Consider the following 24,505-nt stretch of genomic DNA (forward strand, 5'->3'; position numbering starts at 1 on the left):
CCAACTCAGTCGCTCGTCATGATGAAGAGCGGCGCCCCGTCGAAGTCGTAGATGGGACGCAGCCGGCTCGTCTCGTAGTACTTTCCCACCTGCACGACTTTCTTCTCCGACGTCACGCTGCCGATGTGCACGCTGTCGTAGAAGCCGCGGTGAATGCTGACTAACCGCCCGAAGCGCTTCTTGAGGATGAGGTCGAGCGCCAGGTTGCCGAAGGCCATCGGGACGATCGAGTCGAGCGCGTCGGGATCGCCCGAGCGCACCAGGTAGCCCAGGCGCTGGCTCACGACGTCGATGCGGCGTCCGTTGTTGTACTTGGGCGACAGCTCCTTGAGCGCCGCGGCGACCTTGTCCCCCACCCCGCCCAGCTTGCGGTGGCCGAACATGTCGGCCTCCGACCCCTCGAAGCTCATCCCGTCGTGCGAGGCGAGCTGCGCCCCTTCGGAGACGAGCACGACCGCATAACGACTCGGGTGACGGTTGCGATCGTAGGTGAGCAGCTCCGCCAGCTGCTCCACGTCGACCGCGTGCTCGGGAATGACGCAGCGGTCGGCAGCGCCGGCCATGGTGGGGAGCAGCGCCGTGAAGCCGGCATAGCGCCCGAAGACCTCGATGACGAGGTAACGCTCGTGCGACCCCGCCGAGGTGCGCAGTGCGTGCGTGAGCTCGATCGTGCGCGTCACGCAGGTGCTGAAGCCGATGCAGTAGTCGGTCCCGTAGACGTCGTTGTCCATCGTCTTCGGGATGGCGACAACGTTTACACCCTCGTCATGCAAGCGCTTGCCGTACGACAGCGTGTCGTCGCCCCCGATGGGGATGAGCGTGTCGATCCCGATGTGCTCGAGGTTCTTGAGGATGTCGGGAGTAACGTCGTTGACCTTGTTCTCATACCCGGTCAGGTACGCGGGGACGCGCTCGAGCGGCAGGTGCGAGGGGCGCGTGCGCGACGTGTGCAGGAAGGTCCCGCCCGTACGGCCGGCGCGGTTCACGATCGCCTCGGAGAGGACCTGGATGTTGTCGCTGTTGTCGGCGTCCTTCTCACGATGGTAGTCGACCAGCCCAGCCCAGCCGCGGCGGATACCGATCACGCGATACCCCTCGCGCAGCGCGCGGATCGTGATGGCGCGAATGGCTGGATTGAGGCCGGGGACGTCGCCCCCGCCGGTAAGGATGCCGATGGTCCCCTTCGAGCCCGACATGTGCGTCTCCTTGCTGGTGCGGATTGCGTCTGCTGCTGGTCGACGACAGGGAAGGTAATCGCAACCGGGGGTGACTGTCCCGGCCCTGGTGCCACGCGCCGGACCTTCCCGAGCTCGGCGCGAGGGCGACACGCATCCTCGAGCGCTTCAGAGGACCGTCAGCCGCCCTGCGCCCCCCGATCCACCTCGTCGATGCGCCGCTGCGCCTCGCCCCAATCCACGACCGGCGCCACGTCGGTATCGGACAGCTGCAGCGAGGCCAGCGCCCGTTCCACCACCGGGGCGCCTAACGCCGGCCCGAGCGCCAGCCCGAACTCCAGCTCTGCCCGTCGGCACAGGCGCTCCTCGCGCGCCCGGTCGCGCCCGGGGCGGTGCACCCCCATGCAGTCCACGCGGGCGTGCATCCCCTCGTGCACGATCGACGCCGCCACCGGTGCCGCGGTGATGTCGCGCCGGTTGAGGAAGGTCAGCTCCGTCATGCAGACGCGGTCATCGGGGAAGTAGGCCCCGCGACAGGCGTAGCGCACGATCCAGAAGTAGCGCAGGTCGCGCTGCAGGTGGCGCAGGCGCCACGGCTGCGCCTGCTCGATCAGCTGCAGCGCGTCGTCCAGCCGCTGCAGCACGTCGCCGGTGCGGATATCGGGACGCGAGTTCTCCACCACGACCTGGAAGCCGCGCACCGTGAACAGCTCCTGCTCGGCCGGGGGCATGGTCATGGTCGCTACCCCGCCGCGGCCATCGTCGACGGCATGCGCACCGCCGTCACCTTGCCGCGCGCCACTTCCACGTCGCCGGCCATGACACTCGTAGCGACGATCACCTTGCGCGCCCCCACCTCCTCGGCGCGCGACCGCAGCACCAGCTCGATCCCCATCGGGGTGGGCTTGAGGAAATCGACGTGCAGCGACCCGGTCACGAAGCGCGGCGTCTGGTCGCGTCCGGGAAGCTCGCCCGCAGCGTGCATCGCGGCCGCCGCACCGGCCGCGATCGAATGGCAATCCACCAGCGAGGCAAGGAGCCCGCCATACACGTAGCCCGGGAGGGCGATGTGATACTCCCCCGGCATGAAGTGCGCGACGGTCTCGCCGTCACGCCACTCGCTCTTGATGTGCAGCCCGTGCGGGTTGAGGCGACCGCACCCGTGGCAATGGGAGTAGTCGTCGGGATAGAGATCCTGGAGGAATGCCATGCCGATTCGTCGGGGCTGAAGTCGTCCTGCCGGCCACCGACCCCAAGGGCGCTGGCCCCCGGACGCCGGATGGCTCAGCGCCGCCCACGTCCGGGACGATGGTCTCTACAATGTGGCCGCGAGTGCCGCCAACTGGTCAGCGCAAATCCCCCACCCCACGTGGAACCCCATCTGCTCATGCTGCTCCCGATCGGCCACGGTCCAGTGGCGCGCGCGCGCGGTGTAGCGCGTCTTCCCCGCCTCCTCCTCGAACGTCACGGTCACCGTCATGAACGGCTTGTCCGACGGCTCCCAGGCCGAGGTGTAGGCGTCGGTGAAGACGAGCTTCTCGTTGGGGACGACCTCGAGATAGATCCCGCGATTCGGGTACTCCGTCCCCTCGGGGTCGCGCATCACGATCAACGACGAGCCCCCCGCGCGCACATCGGTTTCGGCAGCCGCAATGCTCCACGGCTTCGGGACGAACCACTGCTTGATGAGTTCGGGCTCGGTCCACGCACGATAAAGCGCGGCGCGCGGCGCGTCGATCAGGCGCGTGAGGACGAGTTCGCGGTCGGAGGTCGGTACCGGTTCTGTCGCGGACATCGGGGGGTTCTCCGGAGGGGGATCGCAGGGTCGGTGGCGCCGCCGGTAATCTGGCTCCGGGGCCCCACCACTCAAGGCGCTTCGACTGGTGGGCGCCGGGAAACTCATCGCCGGGGACAGCGATGATGGAGCGCCTCGCGTATGGAGCCCCAGTAGATTGCCCCGCCATGCCGCACGTCCAGCCCGCCTTGCGCTCCACGAGACCTCTGCACTCCGCGCTCCGCACCACCCTCGTCGCTTCCGCGCTCTCTTTGGCCGCCTGGCGCGGCGCGCGCGCGCAGGGTTCTCCCGCGCACTCGGGCGACAGTACGCGCGCACCATCAGCGTATCGCACCCCCAGGTCCATCCGACTCGACGGCCGGCTCGACGAAACAGACTGGGCGCTTGCCGACTCGGTGACCGACTTCCGCCAGAAGGAGCCGACCGAAGGGGGGCAACCGTCGGTGCGCACCGTCGTCCGGATGCTCGCCACCCCCGCCGGGCTGGCGCTCGGCTGGTGGTGCTACGACCACGACCCGGCCGCGATCCGCCGGACGCAGTTGCGCCGCGACGCCGCCCTTCGGTCCGACGACTACGTGAGCCTCATGATCGACGGGCTCTCCGACAAGCGCAGCGCCTTCTACTTCCGCACCAACTCCAACGGGGCCATGTGGGACGGCGACCACATCGACAACGAGGTGGGGAACGAGGAGTGGGACGGGATCTGGGACGTGCGCACGCAGATCGACGCCGAGGGGTGGAAGGTGGAGATGCTCATCCCGTGGACCACGCTGCGCTATCCGCGCGACGTGTCGTCGATGGGGATGAACTTCCGTCGCTTCCTCCCGCGTACCAACGAGGAGCTGCTCTGGCGTGCCTGGCGCCGCCCCGAGGGGCTGCGCTTTCTCGAACGTGAGGGGAAGGTCGAGGGGCTGAGCGATCTCCCCCCGCGCGCAATCGCCGAGTTCCGGCCGTATGTGCTGGGCGAGGCGCGCCCCCCCGAGCGACGGTTCCGCGCCGACGGCTCCGATTCGGTCACCGCCGAAGCGCTGCAGCGCGGCGACGCCGGGCTCGACGTGAAGATCCCGGTCACCGCGACGCTCACCGCCGACCTCACCTTCCGCCCGGACTTCGCGCAGGCCGAGGTCGACCGACAGATCGTGAACCTCACGCGCTTCCCGCTCTTCTTCCCGGAGCGCCGCACCTTCTTCACCGAGGGGGCGTCGACCTTCTCGTTCGGGCGCGAGCAGCAGACGCAGATGTTCTACTCGCGTCGCATCGGCCTGGGGCGCGACGGCACGCCGGTCACCATCCCCTTCGGCGCCCGAATGCAGGGGCGAGTGGGGGCGTACACCGTGGGGTTGCTCGCCGCGGCGACGGGCGGCCGCGAGGACTCGCGCGACTTCGTGGCGCGCGTGCGCCGCGACGTCTTCACGCGCGGCTACGTGGGGGCGATGTCGACGTTGAGTGATCGACCGTCGCGTCCGGGCGCCCTGTCCGGGGGGCTCGACTTCAACCTCCCGTTCATCGTCAAGGGGAGCAACCTGGTCTTCACGGGCAACGCCGCGTGGAGCCGTGACAGCACGGGGGGCGAGTCCGGCCGGCACTACCGGTTCGTCGTCGACTTCCCTAACGACCGCGTCGACCTCGTCACGCGCTTCGACCGGGTGGAAGCCGGCTACAACCCGGCGCTCGGCTTCGTGCAGCAGCGCGGCATCTATCGCTGGGGGGGGTCGACGGCGATCACGCCCCGCCCGCGCAACGCGCGCCTGGTGCGAAAGTTCGAGTTCAACCTGCTCAACTACGATGTCGTGTGGCGGCTCGACCGCGTGATGGACAACGCCTCGTTCACCGTGCGCCCCTTCGGCGTGCAGTTCCAGAGCGGTGACCGCATCGAGCTCAACACCATTCGCAAGTTCGACGCCCCCGACGTCCCGTTCGAGATCATCCCCGGTGTCGCGGTGCCAGCGGGTGGCTACTGGTGGAACCGCGTCGAGGCGAAGTACACCGGCTCCAACGTGCGCACCTGGGCGGTGGAAGCCACGGCGTCGACCGGCGCGTTCTACGACGGCAACCGCCACGACCTCGCCTTTGTGGGCAAGCTGCGCCGCCAGCCGCATCTCGAGTTCTCGCTGGAGTACGAGCGCAACGACATCGAGCTCCCGGCCGGCGCCTTCATTACCAACACGCTGCGTTTTCGCGGCGACTACGCCGTGTCGCCGCGCCTCACGTTCACCGCCTTTGCCCAGGCCGACGATCGCTCCGATCGCACCGCACTCAATGCGCGCATGCGCTGGACGCAGTCACCCGGCTCCGACCTGTTCGTCGTCTGGAACTCGGTGTGGCCCACGCTCCTGGAGCGCAGCTTCGCGATCATGAAGCCGCAGAACGGCGGGCTGGTGGTGAAGTACGTGCGCTTCTTCCGGAAGTAGGGGCGGACGTTTCGCGCGGAGGCCGGGCGTCGCGCCTGCGCCTCTGCGTACGCCTGCCTAACGGGTTGGCACCAACCCGTGTCCGCCGACGGGCTCGAGACGCGCCGACGTCTCGAAGCTGGCGATGAGCGGCCGCCCCTTGGCGATCGCCTCGCGCACGGAGGGAAGGGCGAGCGACGCCTTGTGGCTCGCCTCCGACTCCCACACCTCGCTCACCCACAGCACGTCCACGTTGGCGAGGTCGCGGGAGACGATGTAGCTCAGGCAGCCGGGCATGGTCGAGGCCCCCTGCGTGAGGATGGCGGCGAGCGCGTCGCGCTGGCCAGGGAGCGCAGTGATCTTGCCGATCATGCCGAACATGGTGGACCTCGTCTCCGGTGTGGGGCGTGGTCGCGTGGTGCCCACCACCTCGCGCACCAGGGTGCTGTTCTCCTCGCGCCCGCGCCGCAGCGCAAGCTGCGCCGGCGCATTGATGCGCAGCCAGCGCCCATTCCCCTCGCCCGTGAGCATGCTGGGCGCCGGATGCAGGAAGAGCCCCGACGCATCGATGGTGTCGAGCGCGGCCACCGCCGACAGGTCGCCCACTTCGCGCACGCGCAGCGTCCCGCCGCGCAGCGCGTCCTCGTAGTTCATCGCGACATCGACGCGCATCGGTTCCTTGCCGGGGAGGACGACCGATCCCCCCATCACCAGCAGGTCGACGGCCGCGCGGTCGTTGGTGGGGAGCGACTCGTAGGTCGCCGGGTCGGCGGCACGGTATCCGCCAGTTGCAATCGCCTGCAGCGCCGTGAGGATCGCGATCACGTTCACGCGACGCAGCCGCTGCTTCTCGGGATCACCCGGCAGCGCCCCGCTCTCGATGAGGACCGCGCTCGATCCCCATTGCTGGATCAGGTCGCCGAAGGCACGGGGGTTGAACGTGTCGTCGTACTTGGCGATGCGCCCGGGGATCTCGCGCTCGAGGACGTCACGCATGCGCGCCGCCACCAGCCGCGCCGTCGCCCGCACGGGACCATACGTCTTCTCGGCGTCGGCCGCCGGGGCGAGGATCGCGATCCCCACCTGGTTCCCATCGCGCCCGCCGAGCGTGCGCGCGTTCTGGTCGTGCAGGTTGAAGGCGAAGGCAGGTTGGATGGAGTCACGCAGCGCCTTGAGCGCCCGCGCCTCGGGGTCGCCAGCCGGCGCGCATCGCGATTGACGTCCACGCCTAACGCGTTTTCCCGCTGGAAGAGCTCGGCCCCGTCGGGGTTGAGCATCGGGGCCAGGACCATCGTCAGGCGCGACGTGAGCAGGTCGCGCAGGGCGTCGCGCTCACCGGTCGACGTGAACCAGGTGAGGATGTCGGCCAGCGACATCGTCGCCGTCGACTCGTCGCCATGCATCTGCGACCAGAGCAGCACCGTCGTCGGGCCGCTTCCCACGGTGATGGCGCGCAGCGGCCGGCCATTGATCGACTGGCCGATCGGCGTCACGCGCACCGCGGGCGAACGGGTCACGGGCTCGAGCGCGCCCCAGAGCTGCGCATGCGTGAAGCGCCGAGTCGATATGGCGGCCACGCGATGACGCTCGGCGATGCGGCGCCCGTCGTCGAGGCAGCAGTCGCCGCCCGACGCAGCGGAGGGGGCCGGCGTTGGCGTCGCGCGCGCGCACGACACGGCACCAGACGCGAGCAGGAGGAGCGCGCGTGAGATCGCGGGGAGTCGCATGGTGTGGAGCTGGCGAGGAGACGTTCCGTCAGGGAGAGCAAACCGATGGGAGGATCTTACCGCGCGACGATCGTCGGCGTGAAGAGTGCCGTAGCGACCTCGCGGCGGTCGGATCCCGACTTGCCGGCACCGGGCGCGCACGCCAGCTTCGCCGCGTCGATCCCACCCGTTCGTCATGAGGCTCCAGAGATGCTGAACCCTTCGCGCGCGCGCCGTTTTGTGGTCCTTGCCGGGGCACTGTTCGTCGGGGCCTTGATCGTCGGCGCCGCCGACGCTCATGCCCAGGCGACGGGTAGCGCCGATGCGCGCCTTCGCGCCCTGTACACCGCCGAGTGGGAGTGGCGGCAACGCGAGTTCGGGCGCGGGAGCGATGGCTTTCCGCGCGTCGACGCGAGCGCGCAAGCCGATCGCCTGGCCTACTGGACGCGTGCGCTCGCCCAGTTCGACTCGATTCCGTTCGCGCAGCTGTCGCCCGAGGAGCAGATCAACGCATCGGTCTTCCGCACCTCGGTCGTCGCGCTCGCCAACGACGTGCGCTACAAGACGTACGAGGCGCCGTTCAACAGCGACTCGTTCTTCTGGACCGAGTTCACCCCGCGCCAGGGCTTCGGCAAAGTCGAGGACTACCGTCGCTTCCTCACGCGCCTGCGCGACGTCCCGCGCTACTTCGGCGACCAGATCGTCAACATGCGCGCCGGGCTGTCGCGCGGTTTCACCATCCCGCGTGTGAGTGTCGAGGGGCGCGACCAGACCATCGTCCCATACACGAAGGGCGACTCCACCAACCCGCTGTACGTCCCGTTCGCGGAGATGCCGCCCTCCATCGCCGAGAGCGAGCGTGCGGCGCTGCGAAGCGAGGCGATGACCGTGATGCGCGACGTCGTGGCACCGGCGTACGCCAAGCTCCTCACCTTCATGCGCGACGAGTATCTCGTCAAGGCGCGCACCGTACTCGCCGCGGTCACGCTCCCCGACGGCCCGGCCTTCTATCAGTCGCAGATCGAGAAATTCACCACGCTCCCGCTCACCGCCGACCAGATCCACGAGCAGGGGAAGGCCGAGGTCGCGCGCATCCGTGCAGAGATGGAGGTGGTGAAGGGCAAGGCCGGCTTCACCGGAACGATGGCCGAGTTCTTCCACTTCCTGCGCACCGATCCGCAGTTCTACGCCAAGACGCCGCGTGAGCTGCTCTCCTACTCGGCGTACGTCTCCAAGAAGGCCGACTACAAGCTGCGGGAGACCATTGGTTACCTGCCGCGCTATCGCCACGGCATCATCAAGGTCCCCGATGCCATCGCCCCCCTCTACACCGGCGGGCGCGGCGGGTTGGACGCGTGCATGATGAACACTTACAACCTCCCGGCGCGCACGCTATACACGCTCGCCGCGCTCACGTTGCACGAGTGCACGCCCGGGCACTCGTTCCAGGCCGCGCTCGCCCTCGAGGGGCCGCCGCGTCCCGAGTTCCGCAACCAGACCTACTTCTCCGGTTACGGCGAGGGGTGGGGGCTGTACACCGAGTGGCTCGGCACCGTGATGGGGATCTACGAGACGCCGTACGAGGACTTCGGGCGCCTCACGTACGAGATGTGGCGCGCCTGTCGCCTCGTGATCGATACCGGCATCCACAAGTTTGGCTGGTCGCGCCAGCAGGCGATCGACTACCTCAAGGAGAATGCGGCGCTCTCGGAGCACGAGATCACCACCGAGATCGACCGCTACATCTCGTGGCCTGGGCAGGCGCTGGCGTACAAGCTGGGTGAGATGCAGATCCGCCGGCACCGGCGCGAGGCCGAGGCGGCGCTGGGGGACAAGTTCGACCAGCGCCTCTTTCACGATGCGATCCTGGCGTTAGGCTCGGTCCCGTTGCCGGTGCTGGAGCAGCGCATCAAGCAGTTCATCGCCGACGGGGGGAAGAACCCGCCACCGGCGTCGAAGGCGATCCAGTAGCGAGCGTCCGGCGGAGTCCGGGCTACGTTCGATGGACCCGTGGCCGCCCGACGCTACGATTCCGCGCGCCCGCCGTGTCTTGCTACGTCGGAGCGACAACCGTTTCTTTGGGTGACGGTTGTTCCTGGCGAATGATCGATGGCGCACCCGCGAGCGCGGAGATTCTGTGGAGCTAGATGAGCCGATGCACCGACGGCGCCTCCTGCAACTCGGCGGAGCCGCCGGCGCCGCACTTGCCCTGTCGCCCGCGGCGCTCGCCTCCGCGTTGGCCGCCGAGTCACCGACGCTCCCCCAACTCCCCGCGTGGTCGCCCGCACGCGCGGCGACCAGCGAATCGTTCTGGCGCCAGGTGCGCGCGATGTACGCACCAGATCCGCAGGTCATCGACTTCGATAACGGCAACAGCGGCGCCGCGCCAACCGCCGTGATCGACGCCTACGTTCGTCGCGCGCGCTTGCTCTGCGCCGCGCCGAATGTGCACTACCCTCGACTCAACAGCGACGACGTCAACGCCAACTACACACGCACCGCGGCGTTGTTGCACACGTCCGTCGACGAGCTGGCGATGGTTCCCAACGCCACCATCGGACTCAACACGATTCTCCATGGCTTTCCGCTCGAGCGCGGCGATGAAGTGGTCATCACCAATCACGAGTATCCGGACATGGTGGACACGTTGCACCGGCGTGCGAAACGGGAAGGGATCGTGGTGCGGACGATTGCCGTCCCGTCGATCGACGACGATCACCTCGCACTCGTCTTGCGCTTTCGCGCAGCGGTGACGTCGCGTACGAAGCTGCTGCTCGTGTCGCACGTGAGCGCGTGGAACAGCGAGATACTGCCGGTGAAGGCGCTGTGCGCCGAGGCACGCGCTCACGGCGTCGCCGTGCTGGTCGATGCCGCGCAGAGTATCGGCTATCTCGACGTGGACTTCGCCGACTGGGGATGCGATTTCCTCGCGCTGTCCATGCACAAGGGGCTCGGTGCTCCGATCGCCACGGGAGCCCTGGTGATCCGGAAAGACTGGTTAGGCAAGGTCGAACCGCTGCACCCACCCACCTGGGACACGAGCAAGTTTCCCGTCGACCAGTATGGATGGACCGGCACGGCGAACGTCGCGGCACAGGCGACGCTCCCCGACGCGATTGCCGCCCAGGAGCGCATCGGTGTGTCCCGCAAGCGCGCACGCCTGGTGCAGCTGGCCGGCGCGTGGCAGGCCATGGCGCGCGACATCAAGGGATTCCGGCTGCTCACGCCGACGACCGAAGAGCGAAGCTTCGGCTTCTGCGCGTTCGCGCTCGACCACGTGCCCTCGCGCGTGGTGGCCGAACGCCTGCGTGCCGAGTTCCGCATCCTGGTGCAAGACAAGGCGTCTCGCCCCTATCGGCCGTACGACAATGCCGTGCGCGTCACACCGCAGCCCTTCGCCTCGCTCGACGAGACACGGCGATTCGTCGCGGCACTCCGCACGATCGCCCGCGCCTGACGATGCACCGGTGACCTGCTGCCGCCGGTGCCGCGTCGGTCACGCATCGCCGCGCCCGACACGAGAACGACGGGCAACCCATGCGTGATCGTCGACCCCGGGCACGCGCTTGAACACCAGCGCCGCCCCCGACACCTTCGCCGTCAACGTCTCGACGCGCCCCGTCTCCGGGGCGAACTGGATCTCGGCCCCGCCGCTGCCGTCCATGATGAAGACGCCGTTCCCCTGATAGCGGAGCTGGCGCGTCTCCTCGAGTTCGGCGAACAGCTTCCCCTCCTTCGCGACGATGCGAACCGGTCCCGCTTCTCCTGCGTAGCTCCCCGTCACGCGCGCGATCAACTCCGCCGGCACGGCGAGGTCCTTCACCACCGGCTCCGGAACGCCGAGCGCCCAGCGCGCGATCATCTTCTCGAACCGGTCGGGGAGGTCGCTATCTCCGTTGACGAGCACGGCGATGATCAGCGAGTCGTTCGGGTACGACGCGAGCTGCGACCGGAAGCCGTCGATCCCGCCATTGTGCGAGACGATGCGGTGGCCGGCGAGGTCGCTGACCCCCAAGCCGAAGGCGTACGGCTGCTTCGTCCCGTCGGTTAGCGCGCGCGGCGTCGTCATCTCGCGGTACGTCGCCGGCCGGACGACCTTCCCCGACTCGAGCGCCATCGTCCACTTCACCAGGTCGCTCGCCGTCGAGCAGATCGCCCCGGCGGCGTACGGCGTGCTCATCTCCTGATAGTCGGCGTTCGGGAGCCCGCCCTCCTTGCGGGACGCATAGCCGTGCGCGCGGTTGGCGATGAGCGGCGTGAGGTGACAGTAGCGCACGGTGGCGAGTGCGTTAGGCGCGGCGAGCCGCTTCTCGACGTAGGCGTCGTACGGCTCGCCGCTCACCTTCTCGACGATCTGGCCAAGGACGTAGTACCCCGAGTTCGAGTAGCTCCACTTCGCCCCTGGCTCAAAGTCGAAGGGCGCCGACTTGAACAGGGCGATCATCGAATCGGCGGGGACGTAACGCGACTTCCACGCCTGAAAGACGGGCATCGCGGTGTAGTTATGTATCCCCGCGGTGTGATTGAGCAGGTGTGCAACCGTCACCGTGCTCCCCGCCCCGGGCCAATCGGGATAGAACTTCGTCAGCGGATCGGTGAGGGCGAGCTTCCCCTGGTCGACGAGCTGCAGGATGGCGGCTGCGGTGAACTGCTTGGTGACCGACCCAATCTGGAAGACCGAGGCCGGAGTGACGGCGACCTTGTTCTCGATGTCGGCGTAGCCGAACCCCTTCGCGTAGACGATCCGCCCGCCGCGAGACACCGCGACGGCGATGCCCGGAGCCTTCCCCTCCTTCACCAGCGCGGTACCGGCGGAATCAATGAGTCGGGTGAGCTTCGTGAGCGTGGCGGGGCGCTGCGCGGAGAGCGACGAAGCACCGAGCAGCGTGAGGGCGATGGTCCGAGAGATGGCGAAGCGCATGTGCGGAATTGGAGGGAATGGGGGCCGAGCGAACATGGCGCGCCAGACGACCGACCGCGAGAGGCTGGACGCCCGCTCTCGCGTCGCAACGTCGTCAACGGAGTCCGCGTGGGAAGGCGTACCCGTTCATTCCCGTGCGACCGCGTACAGGGAACTTCCTGGAGGACGTTCGTGGCAGCAGCCGCGGACCGGTGTCCACGCGTTCGTTGCGGGCCACGGGGCCTCGACGCGGCGGGGAGGGACGCGGCGTTGCCCTTGTCGCTGCCGTTCGCGTTGGCGTGGAGGTCGCGAACAGCCTGGCGACTAGTTGGCGCCGGATCGCTCGTCAGGCGCCAGCGGGGGCGCCGTGCAGCTGGCGATGGTAGTCGGCCGCGTCGTACGCACCCACCGAGCGGGCCACGAGGGCGTCGGGGCCAAAGGTCCAGGTCTCGGACCCCTTGATGCGCACGCGCCGCCCCGTGCCGCCCGGACCGGTGTTGGTCCCCGTGAGCGTCCACCGATACACCACGCGTTCACCATCGACGTCGAGCCCGTTCATCTCGACCACCAGGTCGGGAAAGGCGACCATGAACCCCTCAGCCGAGGCGGTAATCGCCACCCGGCCGAGGTTGGGCGAGCCGCCATTGATGGTGAGCAGGCCGTCCGGGGCAAAGAAGGCGGCGACGCTGGCGGCATCCTGGCTGCACCAGGCGTCGGTGTAGCGCGCGGCGAAGTCCTGAAGGTCCTTCGGATGCATGGGGCGATTCCGCACGGGTGAGGGGGTGGCAAGAGAATAACCTGCGCCGCACGCGGGGGCACCGGCCGGGTTGCACTTGCGACGGCCGGTCGCGCGGGGCAACGTCGGCGCGTCACGACTCCTTCCCGCACCGACTCCCGTCATGCCCGCACTTCCCCGACTCGCCCCCTCGACCCGGGCATTCGCGCGCCCACTCCAGGCGCTCGCGCTCGCCACGCTCGTCGTTCCCGTCGCGCTCGTCGCGCAACCGCGTGCCACCGCTCCAGCGCGCAGCGCGGTCGACACGACTGCCCTCGCGCGCCTCACGTTTCGCTCGATCGGCCCCGCCAACATGATGGGGCGCTCGACCGACGTCGAGGGAGTGGCCGGCAACGCCAACCTTGTCTATGTCGGCACTGCCGCGGGCGGCGTTTGGAAGACGACGAACGGCGGGACGACCTGGGCCCCGCTCTTCGACAAACAGCCCACGCTCTCCATCGGCGACCTGGCCCTCGAGCCCGGCAACCCGGACGTGATCTACGCGGGAACCGGAGAGGCCAACGTCCGCAACTCGGTCTCGTTCGGGCGCGGGATGTACAAGTCGACCGACGGCGGCCGTTCGTGGCGCTTCATCGGCCTGGGCGACACGCGCCACATTGCCCGCGTGATGGTGAACCCCGCCGACACGCGCACGGTCTACACCTGCGCCGTGGGACACATGGCCGGGCCTAACGCGGAACGCGGCGTCTTTGTCTCGCACGACGGCGGCACCACGTGGAGCAAGACGCTCTACGTCGATGACAAGCACGGCTGCGCCGACCTGGACGTCGACCCGAAGAACCCCAACATCGTCTATGCGGCGATGTGGCTCTTCGACCGCAAGCAGTGGACGTTCACGTCAGGCTCGGAACAAGGCGGGATCTACAAGTCGGTCGACGGCGGCCAGACGTGGCGCAAGCTCGGTGGCGGACTCCCGAAGCTCCTCGGTCGCGTGGGAATCAAGGTCGCCCCGTCGTCGCCCAACACCGTCTACGCCATCACCGAGTCGAAGGAAGGGTTCGTCTATCGCAGCGACGATTTCGGCGAGACGTGGCGCAAGACGAGTGACGACTCGCGCACGATCTGTCGCGGCTTCTACTACTCCGACCTGCGCGTCGACCCGCAGAACCCGGAGCGTGTCTACTCGATCGCCTGCAACCTCATGGTCTCGATCGACGGCGCGCGCACGTTCCGCCCGATCCGGGCAGACGGTGCACGGCGACCACCATGGGCTCTGGATCGACCCCGCCGAGCCCACGCGCCTCTGGGACGTGAACGATGGCGGCATCGCCGAGTCGCGCGACCACGGCGCGACGTGGCGCTTCCCGAACGTCTTCCCGCTGGCGCAGTTCTACCAGCTGCACGCCGACAACCGCGAGCCGTTCTACCACCTGGGCGGCGGGCTGCAGGACAACGGCAACTGGGTAGGCCCCAGCCGCACGCGTGACCCGTTAGGCATCCTGGTCGACGACTGGCAGCTGGTCTCGTACGGTGACGGTTACTACCAGACGTCGCACCCGGACGACCCGGACTTCATCATCACCGACAGCCAGGGGGGGATGATCTGGCGCACGCAGATGCGCACGCGCGAGCAGGAAGACATCTCGCCGCAGCCCAGGCGCAACGACGGCGCCCCGGTCAACGCACTGCAGTACCGCTTCAACTGGAACGCCCCCATCGTCGCCTCGCCGCACGACGGCAAGGTGGTCTACTTCGGCGCGCAGGTCCTCTTCCGCTCCAAGGACTTCGGCGCGACCTGGCAGGCGATCTCCCCCGACCTCTCCCGGAACGACACCACGCGGCACGGCTGGGCCGGCGGCCCGGCGATGCCCGAAGCGACGACCGCCGAGTACTACAACACGATCTACTCGATCGCCGAATCGCCCGCGCAGAAGGGGATCATCTGGGTGGGGGTCGACGACGGGAACCTGCACGTGACGCGCGACGACGGCGCCACGTGGACGCGCGTCGACCGCAACGTCCCGGGGGTGGGCCCGGAGGCGGTGGTGAGCCACATAGAGGCGAGCCGCACCGCGCCCTGCACCGCGTACGCGACGTTCGAGCGCAAGTTCATGGACGACCTCAAGGCGTACGCCTTCCGCACCACCGACTGCGGCGCCACCTGGACGAGCATCGCCGGCAACCTCCCCGAGGGGGCGTACCTGCAGGTGCTGCGCGAGGACCCGAAGAACCCGCAGGTGTTGTATGCCGGGACGGAGACGGGGCTCTTCGTGAGCGTGACGGCGGGGAACGACTGGTTCCGGTTAGGCGGCAACCTCCCCGCGGTGCCGGTGCACGAGGTGTTGGTGCATGGCCGCGAGAACGACCTCATCGTCGCCACGCACGCGCGCGGCATCTGGATTCTCGACGATGCGTCGGCCATCCAGGAACTGGCCGCCGCGGCGGCCAAGCCGGCGCACCTCTTCGCGATGCGCACCGCCACGCGCTTTGCCACCAAGCAGGGGAAGGGCTCGCTCGGCAACGCCCTCTTCATGGGGCCCAACCCCGCGTACGGGGCCATCATCCGCTACCACCTGAAGGAACGCCCGGCAGCCGCAACGACGGTCAAGGCCGAGATCCTGGACGGCGAGGGAAAGGTGGTGCGCACGCTCGCGCGCGTTCCGCGCGAAGCAGGGATCAACACGACCGCATGGGACCTGTCGTACGAGCCGGCGCGCCCGCGCGCCGCGCCGAGCGGACCCGAGGGTGAGGGCGAGGCGATCATGCGCCGCCTCTTTGGTGCCGCCGGTGGCCCACGCGCCCTCCCCGGCCGCTACACCGTGCGCCTGACGGTGGGCGACCAGACGCTGGAGCAGCCACTCACGGTGCGTGTCGACCCCACGTCGAAGACCACACCAGAGGCGCTGCGCGGCCAATTCATCGTGGCCGTCGAACTGCGTGACCTGCTCTCGCTGGCCAACGACACGCTGCGCGCACTCGACGGGCGCCGCGGTGAGTTGGAGGCCAAGCGCCGCGCCGCCGTGGCCATTCCCAACGGCGAGGGGGCGGCAGCCGCTCGGCAGATCGCAGGTGAACTCGCGCAGGTGGATTCGTTGCTCGACCTGCTCGTGAAGCCGGCGACCGCACCGCAGTGGAGCGATGGTCCGCGCATCAGCGAGCGCATCGCCCAGCTGCTGCAGAAGCTCGACCAGGGGAACCAGCCGCCGACGCAGGCGCAGCAGAAGCTCGGCAAGGACCTCGCGGTCGCGCTGCGCGATGCGCTCGAGCGTGTGCGGAAGTACCTCGGGCGCTTCACGTCGATGTAGGCACGACGACGCGCGCGCCGGGACGCAGCGGCGCGCGCGCTTGAATGATCGACCTCACGCGAGGCGAGGGAGCGCGGATCGCTCCTTCGCCTCGCGTCCTATTTGATGGGCGAGTAGTCGGTGGCGGTGGCGTACACGCTCTCGATCTTGTCGATGATCTTCCCGTCCTTCTCCGATTCGGCCGCGACCTTCTGCCATTCCGGGTCCTTGTCGAACGCCTCCCAGTTCCTGTCGGCCTGGGCGCGACTGGCGTGGGAGATGATGTAGATGAGCGTGTTGTCCTTGCGGGCCGAGTCCTGCGGGACCCAGTAGCCCACATTCGTCATCCCATGCTTCTCGAAGATCTGCATCGTGTGGTCGCGGAAGCGCGCCTGCAGCGCGTCGAGTCGCCCGGGGAGCGTGGTGTAGGTGCGGATCTCGAAGACGCGGTCGCCAGCCGCAACGTCCGCAGGCGCCGACGCAGTCGGGGTGGGGGTCGCGCCCGCCGAAGCCGAGTCGGACACAGGCGACGACTGCGGGGCGGAGCATGCGGCCGCGAACAGCGCGGTGATAATGAGACGTCGGTACATCAGATCTCTCCCAGTCGATAGCGTTGTTGGCCGTTGGCATCGAAGTTATCGGGAGCGAGCCAGCGCTCCTAGATGGCCTGGGCCCACCCGGGCGGGCTCAGCGGGGGGGGGCGCGCGCGCCCCCCGCCCCCCAGCCGGGCGCCGTGGCCCCGGGGCCCCACGGCGGCCGTGGGCCCCGCCCCCCCCCCCACCCTTCCCCTGGCCTCCCCCCCCCCCCCGCCACAGCCCCTTGACGTCAGGGCGACCTCCACGCCCCCTTCCCCCCCCCGGCGGCCCCCCCCAGCCCACACGGTGACAGCCGTTCCGGTCACGCCCCCCAGCGCTCTGCTCCGGCAGCGCGCACGGCATCCCCTCCATTGCGGGCGACACGTGCGAGGCAGCCCGCAACGTGGGCGGGGCGTCGACGCCCACCATCCCCCACGGTGCGCTCATCAGGGCGCGCGCCGCCCGAATCGCCCTCACCGGTCCCCGTATCGCTTCACGCACTGAACGCGCCCGACCGCTCCTGGACCGGACGACCTCCCAGGCCACGCCAGCCCCAAACCACCATGGCGCCTACTGCGCGGGCGGCGGTGCGCGCCCGCCCGACGGGAAGCAGTCGGGACACCGACGCTTTGGGGCGGCTAGCCGGAGAAGCTGGCGAAGGTCCCCCCAACCAAGCGCGTACGACCGGCGGCCAAGACGCGCTTCTGGGGCGACACCTGACCGTGGGTTCGGTTCAGTTCACCGCCCCAACCTTGTCGTCCATCACCGAATGGCGCCAGCCACCCTCACGCCACTTCTTCGCCGGCCACTCGTGGTCGAGCATCGCGAACCACGCGGTGTCGCGGTTCCGCCCCTTCACGATCATGTGCTGCCGGAACAGCCCTTCATACGTGAAGCCGAAACGGACGGCCGAACGCTTGGAGGGTGCATTGAGGTCGTTGCATTTCCACTCGTAGCGCCGATAGCCCAGGTCGTCGAAGACGTGGCGCGCGAGCAGGTACTGCGCCTCGGTGGCCAGTGCGGTGCGCTGCATCGCCGGCGTGTACAGGATCGAGCCGACCTCGATCACGCGATGCCGCGTGTCGATGCGCATGAGCGAGAGCCACCCGACCGCGTCGTCGTTCCGGTCAGCCACGGCCCAGTAGACCGGATCGTGAAGGCTGGCCGCGATGGTGACGACGTGGGCCTCGAAGTCCTGCGGGTCGGCATACGGACCGGTGAAGAGATAGGCCCACAACGCCTCCCGCTCCGCGCCGTGTGACAGCGCGTAGAGGCGTGCAGTGTCGCGCGCCGGGTCGATCGGGCGCAGGCGCCCGAAACGCCCCTCGAGCGTGACGTGCGCCGGTCGCGGCGCGGGGTGATCGGACACTGGAGGACCAACGACGGGAAGCATGGTGACGCACCTGGAAGACGATCGTGGAGCGCGCTACGGCTGTCGCGTGAAGCCCACGTTGTTGGTGCGCGCCTGGCTCAAGGCGAATCCAGTGACCGTCCCCCGCTTGTCGCGCGTGAAGGCGACCTTGGCCCCTGCCGGGACGCCGAACACGTCGGGGGCCATGGGCATGAGCGGCATCCATGGGCCGTAGCGCATGCGCACCTTCAGCGCCGTCCCGTCCTGCTGGATCACCGCCCAGGAGTCGAGTTCGGCGCTGGCATATCGCCCGGCGAAGGCCGCCGCCGTGGCCGCCGTGAGCGTGGGGGGAGCCGCCAGGCGCAACGCCGGTGCGGGCATGTCGAACTGCGTCACGCGCACGGTGGGGCCGGCGGGGGTGTTCGAGAAGACGACGGAATCGGTGGCTTCGGCCGCGCGAAACGTGGAGTCCGATGTCGGCGCCAGCGGCAAACGCGCCCCCATCAGGCTGATCACCATTCCGGTCCCCTCACGGGCGATGGTCGCCACGATCCCCGGCAGCACCTCGTAGCGTCCGGCCCAGCGATCCAGTCGGTCCGCCGCCACGGCGACCCCCGCCGCTGCTCCCTCCGTCGCCGCCACGACTGGACTCAGGCGATCGGCGAGGTACTTGTCGGCCACCCGTCGCGCCAACTGCTCCGGCGTCGCCGTGTAGTCGTTGCACAGCACCGCGACGGAGAAGTGTTCGGTCGGGAAGCGCAGGAGGTCGGCCCGGAAGCCGATGAAGGCGCCGCCGTGGTCGACGACCGGGAGTCCGCGATACGTCGTCGGCATCAGGCCGAAGGCATACGTCTGCGGCCGGCCGCTGCCTAACGGCGTCGACGGTGCGGTCGTGAGCCGGGTGGTGAACGCGGCGTCTCGCTTCCCCAGCCGGTTCGCGTAGAAGTTGCTGTCCCACTTCCGCAGGTCCTCGATCGTCGTCAGCAACCCGCCATCACCAGCGAGCGCGAAGCTGGTGCGCACGATCTCGAAGCCGCCGGCACCGCTCGGCTGGTAGCCTTCGGCCCGCCGCGCGACGATTCGCGTGTTGAGGTCGTGGAACTGCGTGCTCGACATGCCCAGCGGCGCAAAGATCCGCTCGGCCGCGAGATCACGCAGCGACTTCCCGCTCGCGCGCTTCACGATCTCCGACAGCAGCAAGTAGCCGGAGTTGGAGTACGAGTAGCGCATCCCCGGCTGGAAGTCGAGCGCGTGCTGCCGGGCGATCATCTCGAGGGCCATCTCCTGCGGGATCTCGTCGGCGATGCTGCGCCCAGACAGCGCCCACAGCCCGAGATAGTCGCGAATACCGCTGGTGTGGTGCACCAGGTGGTCGATCGTGATCGGCTGCGTGTACGCCGGCAATTCCGGGATCCACTTCCGCACCGGATCGGTGAGCGAGATCGTCCCGTCCTCGGCCAGCAGCGCGATGCTCGCGGCCGCGAACTGCTTGGACGTCGACGCGATGTAGAAGACCGTGCTCGTCCCGATCGGCACCCCCTGATTGAGGTCGGCCATCCCGTAGCCGCGCCCGAAGACGATGCGGTCATCGCGATAGACGCCGACGGCGCAGCCGGGGGTGTTGGTGTGATCGTAGCGGGCGAAGATCGAGTCGATCGACGCCGCTGACGGGCCGGCGGCGGGACGCGAAGGCTGCGCGCCCCCGTCGATGGCAGTGGCAAGCGTCCCGGCGGCCAAGGCGGCGGCAATCAGGCGTGTCATCGTGAGTGTGCTCCAGTGCGTTAGCGTGGCCGGCCGGTGCCGACCGGCTTGTCCGGCGGGCTTGCAGGCGCCGCGCCGCTCTTCTTGCGTTCCTCTTCCCAGAGCTTGCGCTGTTCGCGCAGCACGTAGGCATGGATCGCCTGCACATCCCCCGGCGAGAAGACGTCGGCGAAGCTCGACATCCCGCTGGACTGGAGCTTGCCACCGGTGACGATGGAATCGAAGGCGGCATGCACCTGCGGCGTTAGGCGATGCAGGTCGGGATACGCGCTGAGCTGCGCGTCGCCGCGCGCCAGATGACAGAAGGCGCACGACGTGCCGAACAGCGCCCCGCCGCGGTCGGCGAGCGAATCGGAGTAGAAGGCGAGCGTGGGAGGCTCGGGCGTTGCCAGCACCTGGCGCTTCGGCGGCAGCGGCGTGGCCCCGCCCCCGAGCTTGAAGGCGAGGATGCGCCCGTAGTTCTGGTACGTGTAGGGGGCCGAACCAAGGGGGTACATCGGCGCGAGCGCACCGCCGAAGCCGGCCAGGACCGCGATGTACTGCTCACCATCGATCTCGTACGAGATGGGGGCCGCCATGATCGCCGTCCCCACCTCGATGTCGTGCAGCTTGGTGCCGTTGTCGGCGCGATAGACCACGAGGTGCCCGTCGGACTTCCCCTGGATCACGAGGTTTCCCGCCGTCGTGAGCACGCCGCCCCCGGCCCAGTCCTTGTCGCCAAGCGGGACGCGCCACTTCTCCTGCTGCGCGATGGGGTCCCAGGCGATGAGGACTTCCTGCGTGGCCGGCAGCGGGAGTTTGGGGTCCTTGCGACGCGCGTCTTCCACGAGCTTGCGCTCGGCGGGGCCCACCTGGTCGAGCGTGAAGCCGAGCATGGCCCCCGCCCCCATGTTCGCCTTCCCCTTCGTCCACTTGTAGGTGGGCTCGCCGAACATCAGCATCCCCTGTTCGCGGGCCGGGATGTAGGTCAAACCTGTTTTCGGACTGTAGGCCATCGGCTGCCAGTTGTGCCCGCCGGCCTGCGTGGGGAAGACCAGCGCCGGCCCCTTCTCGTACACCGCCGCCGGGTTGATCGCCGGGCGTCCCGCCGAATCGAAGCCGGTGAGCCAGTTGGCAAAGACAAACGGCTTGCCCGAGACGAAGGCCCCCGTCTCGCGATCGAGGACGTAGTAGATCCCGTTCTTGGGCGCCTGCATGAGGACCTTGCGCGGCCGTCCCTCGATCGTGAGATCGGCGAGGATCATGTTGGCAGACGCCGTGTAGTCCCACAGCTCCCACGGCACTTGCTGGTAGTGCCACTTGAGCGCCCCGTTCGACGGATCGATGGCGAGAATCGAGACGAGGTACAGGTTGTCGCCGCGCGAGGGATCGCGATGCCACCCGGCGTAGGGGGTGCTGTTCCCCGTCCCCACGTACAGCAGGTTGAGTTCGGGATCGTAGGTCATCTCGCCCCACACCGTCCCGCCCAGCCCCGAGGCCCAGTCGGTCTTGGGCCCCCAGGTCTTGAGCGCCGCCTCCATCGCCTTGTCCTCCGGCGCGCCCTTGGCCGGGTCACCCGGGACGGTGAAGAAGCGCCACTTCTGCGCCCCGCTCTGCAGGTCGTACGCGGTGATGTAGCCTCGCACGCCGAACTCGCCGCCGCTGTTGCCGATGACGACCACGTCGCCGGCCACCTGCGGCGCGCCGGTGATCGAATAGAAGCGCGTCTCGCGATCGATGAAGGTGTCGCTGCGCCAGAGTTGCTTGCCGCTGGCCGCATCGAGGGCGACGAGATAGCCGTCGATCGTGGCCACGTACACGCGCCCGCGCCACACCTGCAGCCCGCGGCTCACCACATCGCAGCAGGCGCGCCGGTTGTAGCGGCCATCGGCCTCGGGATCGTAGCGCCACTTCTCGGCGCCGGTCTTCGCGTCTACCGCATACACCGCCCCCCACGGCCCCGACGCATAGAGCACCCCATCGACCACGATCGGCGTCGCTTCCTGGCCATGCTCCACACGCCCGCGCCGAGTGCGTGCCGTGTACTCCCACGCGAAGCCGAGCTTCGCGGCGTTGGTGTCGGAGATGGTGGTGAGCGGTGAGAAGCGCTCGCCCTTGGAGGTGCGCCCGAGGCTCATCCACTGTCCCGGCTCGGCGTCGGCCTGACGCAGGCGCTCGGGCGAGATGGCGCCGGCGGAGGGTGTCGCGCTCGCGGCGCTCCCGGCGTTCCCGCCCTCGCCCTTGCACGCGACAGCGCTGAGGAGAACGGCCGCGGAGCAGAGGCGGCGAGCGGTGGTGACGGACAGCGTGCGCACAAGCATGAACGGGAGTGGGCGAAGTGGGCGCGAAGAGGCCCGGGAGGGCCCGACAGGGGGGTGAACGCGCACGAATGCGGCGCGGACGTGGAGAGGACGATACGCTACCGGCGAATCACAATCGGCGGAAGACGGGACACACGCAACGCGCGACAGAGCGCTCGACCACGCGCGCCACCGAGCGCGCCACCGAGCGCGCCACCGAGCGCGCGACCGAGCGCGCCACCTTCCCGCTCTCCGGAACGTGGGCGAAGTTGCGAGTCCCGTCGCAGCACCACCGCGCCCTCGTCCGGATCGTCCCGCCCCCACCCGGGCGCTTCGCGAGGCCCTGCGCAGCACCACCGCGCCTTCGTCCGGATCGTCCCGCCATGCCCCCAATCCACCGCGCTTCCGCGTGGCCTCGCGCGCACTCCAGACACGCGCGCTGCCGGCACGCGCGCCCCTGGCACGCGCGTCACGCAAGCGCGCGCTCATGGCGAGCGCGCTGCTCTCCATCTCGGCGTGTGGCGGAACCTCCGGCGGCGGCTCCGCCCCCCCGCCGGCCCCGCTCCTCCCGTTGCAGCTGCTGCTGGCACCGGCCACCAACGTCGCCCCGCAGGTCAGCCCCGACGGGCGGTGGATCTCGTTCCTCCGCCCCGTGAATGGCGCGATGAACCTCTTCGTGGCCCCGGCCGATTCCATCGGGGCGGCACGGGCAGTCACCACGCGGACGGGGCGCGGGCTGCAACCCTTCGACGTCAGCGGCAACGTTCTCTATCGGTGGACCCCCGACTCGCGCCGCCTGCTCTTTCCGCAGGACGCCAACGGCGATGAGAAGTGGAACCTCCACGTGGTGGACATCGCGTCGCGGGAAGAGCGGAACCTCACGCCGATCGCCGGAAAGGAAGTGTCCTTCCTGGCTTTCGACGCGAGCGATCCCAACGTGGCCGCGATCGCCGTGAAGGATCGCAGCCCGTACTTCCCCGACCTGTATCGGCTCGACCTCGCCACCGGCGAGCGCACGCTGCTGCTGCGGAACGACCGGATGCTCGCGATCATCCCGGACCACACGCTGCGCCCCCGCGTGGGACTGACGATTGCCCCTGACGGCACGCTCGACCTGTACCGCCTGACGAGCGACGGCGAGTGGACGCTGCTCTGGGACATCGGCCCCGATGATGCCCCAGCGATCAACGCCACCGCCTACCTGCAGGCCTGGGGGGTCGACCGGGAGAACCGGCGCCTCTTCCTCTTCGACACGGAGGGGCGGGACCTCACCGCGCTGGTGGCCCTCGACATGGAGACGGGCAAGCGCCGCGTCCTGGCCGAGAGCGCCGAAAGCGATATTGCCGGTGTCCTGTACCACCCGTCGACGCACGCGCTGCAGGCCTTCGCCACCATGTGGACGCGCACGGCCTGGCACGCCGTCGACGCGAGCATCGCCCCCGACCTGGCGCGCCTGGCGGCGGTCGACCGCGGCGACCTCAAGGTCCTCTCGCGCTCGGCCGACCTGTCGCGTTGGGTGGTGCAGTACATGCGCTCGGATGCCCCGATCGCGTACTACCTGTACGACCGTCCCTCGGGCCGCGCCACGCCGCTCTTCGTGGGGACGCCCGCCCTCGCCGATCTCGCCCTGTCGCCCCTGCACCCGTACGAGGTCACCACCCCCGACGGGCTGCGCTTCGTCTCGTACTACCTGCTCCCACCATCGAGCGACCGCGACGGCGACGGGATCCCTAACACGCCACAGCCGACGGTGGTCCTCGTACACGGCGGGCCGAGCGACGAACGCGCGCAATGGGCCTACGGGCCGTTCGTGCACTGGCTCGCCAACCGTGGCTACGCGGTGCTGTACGTGAACTACCGAGGCTCGGCCGGCTTCGGAAAGACGTTCATGAACGCCCAGAACATGGAATGGGGCGGCAAGATGCACGACGACGTCGTGCAGCAGGTGGAGTGGGCGATCGCGCGGCGCATCGCAGCCCCCGGACGCGTGGCCATCATGGGTGGCTCCTACGGCGGCTACGAAGTGCTCGTGGCGATGACCATGACCCCAGACCGCTTCGCCTGCGGCATCGACCTCGTAGGGCCCTCCAACCTCGAGCGCTTCATGCCGCACTGGAACGTCGATCGCATGGCGGCGGTGGTGGGCGATCCGCGCACGCCCGAGGGGCGCGCCTTTCTCCGCTCGCGCTCCCCCATCAACTTCGCCGCCAACACCAGTCACCCGGTGCTCATCGGCCAGGGGAGCAACGACTCGCGCGTCCCCAAGTACCAGTCGGACACCGTGGTCACCGCCATGCAGCGCGCCGGGGTGCCGGTGGTGTACGCCGTCTACGGCGACGAGGGACACGGCCTCCTGCGCCCTGCCAACACCTTCTCCTTCTGGGCCATCGGCGAGCAGTTCCTGGCCCGCTGCCTCGGCGGGCGCGCCGCTGCCATGGGGAACGCCTTCGACGGATCGAGCGTCGCCATCGAGGCCGGGATCGACTACATCCCCGGGCTGGCCGCCGCACTCAAGGAGCGCAAGTGAGCCGCCACGTCACCGTGTTCTCGACT

The 24,505-nt window shown here is 69.1% G+C and carries 17 protein-coding genes; 5 read left to right on the plus strand and 12 right to left on the minus strand.

Translation table 11 applies throughout. The annotated features are described in order from the left end of the window. Positions 1 to 5 precede the first annotated feature (5 nt). From IPN47_25675 to IPN47_25690, 4 genes are all read right to left on the minus strand, one after another. Positions 6 to 1,196: an ATP-dependent 6-phosphofructokinase gene (locus IPN47_25675; protein ID MBK9411370.1), complete on the minus strand. Its 1,191-nt coding sequence runs from the start codon at positions 1,194 to 1,196 to the stop codon at positions 6 to 8. A 158-nt stretch (positions 1,197 to 1,354) separates the two neighbouring features. Further along, on the minus strand, positions 1,355 to 1,912 hold the full coding sequence (locus IPN47_25680; GenBank protein MBK9411371.1) for a hypothetical protein: 558 nt from the start codon (positions 1,910 to 1,912) through the stop codon (positions 1,355 to 1,357). Positions 1,913 to 1,917: 5 nt separating this feature from the next. Next, positions 1,918 to 2,385, minus strand: a complete 468-nt coding sequence (locus tag IPN47_25685; GenBank protein ID MBK9411372.1) for a PaaI family thioesterase — start codon at positions 2,383 to 2,385, stop codon at positions 1,918 to 1,920. Between the two features lie 105 nt (positions 2,386 to 2,490). Further along, positions 2,491 to 2,970, minus strand: coding sequence for an SRPBCC family protein (locus tag IPN47_25690; GenBank protein MBK9411373.1), 480 nt, complete (start codon positions 2,968 to 2,970; stop codon positions 2,491 to 2,493). Between the two features lie 395 nt (positions 2,971 to 3,365). Here IPN47_25690 and IPN47_25695 point away from each other — a divergent pair, with 395 nt between their 5' ends. Continuing rightward, positions 3,366 to 5,381, plus strand: a complete 2,016-nt coding sequence (locus IPN47_25695) for a carbohydrate binding family 9 domain-containing protein (GenBank protein MBK9411374.1) — start codon at positions 3,366 to 3,368, stop codon at positions 5,379 to 5,381. Positions 5,382 to 5,438: 57 nt separating this feature from the next. Here the strand turns inward: IPN47_25695 and IPN47_25700 are convergent, their stop codons facing one another. Beyond that, positions 5,439 to 5,741 carry an antibiotic biosynthesis monooxygenase gene (locus tag IPN47_25700; protein ID MBK9411375.1) on the minus strand — a complete coding sequence of 101 codons (303 nt, stop codon included), beginning with the start codon at positions 5,739 to 5,741 and terminating at the stop codon, positions 5,439 to 5,441. Between the two features lie 530 nt (positions 5,742 to 6,271). Then, positions 6,272 to 7,087, minus strand: a complete 816-nt coding sequence (locus IPN47_25705) for a hypothetical protein (protein MBK9411376.1) — start codon at positions 7,085 to 7,087, stop codon at positions 6,272 to 6,274. A gap of 189 nt (positions 7,088 to 7,276) precedes the next feature. Between IPN47_25705 and IPN47_25710 the strand changes: the two genes are divergently transcribed. Together IPN47_25710 and IPN47_25715 are read left to right on the plus strand one after the other, a co-directional pair. Beyond that, positions 7,277 to 9,037: a DUF885 family protein gene (locus IPN47_25710; GenBank protein ID MBK9411377.1), complete on the plus strand. Its 1,761-nt coding sequence runs from the start codon at positions 7,277 to 7,279 to the stop codon at positions 9,035 to 9,037. A 184-nt stretch (positions 9,038 to 9,221) separates the two neighbouring features. Then, positions 9,222 to 10,523, plus strand: coding sequence for an aminotransferase class V-fold PLP-dependent enzyme (locus IPN47_25715; protein MBK9411378.1), 1,302 nt, complete (start codon positions 9,222 to 9,224; stop codon positions 10,521 to 10,523). A gap of 39 nt (positions 10,524 to 10,562) precedes the next feature. Here IPN47_25715 and IPN47_25720 read toward each other — a convergent pair whose 3' ends face one another. Next, positions 10,563 to 11,987, minus strand: coding sequence for a beta-lactamase family protein (locus IPN47_25720; protein MBK9411379.1), 1,425 nt, complete (start codon positions 11,985 to 11,987; stop codon positions 10,563 to 10,565). 325 nt (positions 11,988 to 12,312) lie between these two features. Next, positions 12,313 to 12,723 carry an SgcJ/EcaC family oxidoreductase gene (locus tag IPN47_25725; GenBank protein ID MBK9411380.1) on the minus strand — a complete coding sequence of 137 codons (411 nt, stop codon included), beginning with the start codon at positions 12,721 to 12,723 and terminating at the stop codon, positions 12,313 to 12,315. 142 nt (positions 12,724 to 12,865) lie between these two features. On the opposite strand from IPN47_25725, the gene IPN47_25730 reads away from it, so the two are divergent. Beyond that, the gene (locus IPN47_25730; GenBank protein MBK9411381.1) at positions 12,866 to 14,188 is read left to right on the plus strand and encodes a hypothetical protein; all 1,323 of its coding nucleotides are present in this window, start codon (positions 12,866 to 12,868) and stop codon (positions 14,186 to 14,188) included. 1,917 nt (positions 14,189 to 16,105) lie between these two features. On the opposite strand, the gene IPN47_25735 is transcribed toward IPN47_25730, so the two are convergent. From IPN47_25735 to IPN47_25750, 4 genes are all read right to left on the minus strand, one after another. Beyond that, entirely contained in the window at positions 16,106 to 16,576 is a 471-nt protein-coding gene (locus tag IPN47_25735) for an NIPSNAP family protein (GenBank protein ID MBK9411382.1), read from the minus strand. Between the two features lie 718 nt (positions 16,577 to 17,294). Further along, positions 17,295 to 17,954: a GNAT family N-acetyltransferase gene (locus IPN47_25740; GenBank protein MBK9411383.1), complete on the minus strand. Its 660-nt coding sequence runs from the start codon at positions 17,952 to 17,954 to the stop codon at positions 17,295 to 17,297. A 33-nt stretch (positions 17,955 to 17,987) separates the two neighbouring features. Then, positions 17,988 to 19,673, minus strand: coding sequence for a beta-lactamase family protein (locus IPN47_25745; protein MBK9411384.1), 1,686 nt, complete (start codon positions 19,671 to 19,673; stop codon positions 17,988 to 17,990). A 20-nt stretch (positions 19,674 to 19,693) separates the two neighbouring features. Beyond that, positions 19,694 to 21,967 (minus strand): PQQ-dependent dehydrogenase, methanol/ethanol family, encoded by a 2,274-nt coding sequence (locus IPN47_25750; protein ID MBK9411385.1) that lies wholly within the window; start codon positions 21,965 to 21,967, stop codon positions 19,694 to 19,696. Positions 21,968 to 22,439: 472 nt separating this feature from the next. Here IPN47_25750 and IPN47_25755 point away from each other — a divergent pair, with 472 nt between their 5' ends. Then, positions 22,440 to 24,479, plus strand: coding sequence for a S9 family peptidase (locus tag IPN47_25755; GenBank protein MBK9411386.1), 2,040 nt, complete (start codon positions 22,440 to 22,442; stop codon positions 24,477 to 24,479). Positions 24,480 to 24,505: the final 26 nt, after the last annotated feature.

This window comes from Gemmatimonadota bacterium, from assembly GCA_016719105.1.
Lineage (GTDB): Bacteria > Gemmatimonadota > Gemmatimonadetes > Gemmatimonadales > Gemmatimonadaceae > SCN-70-22.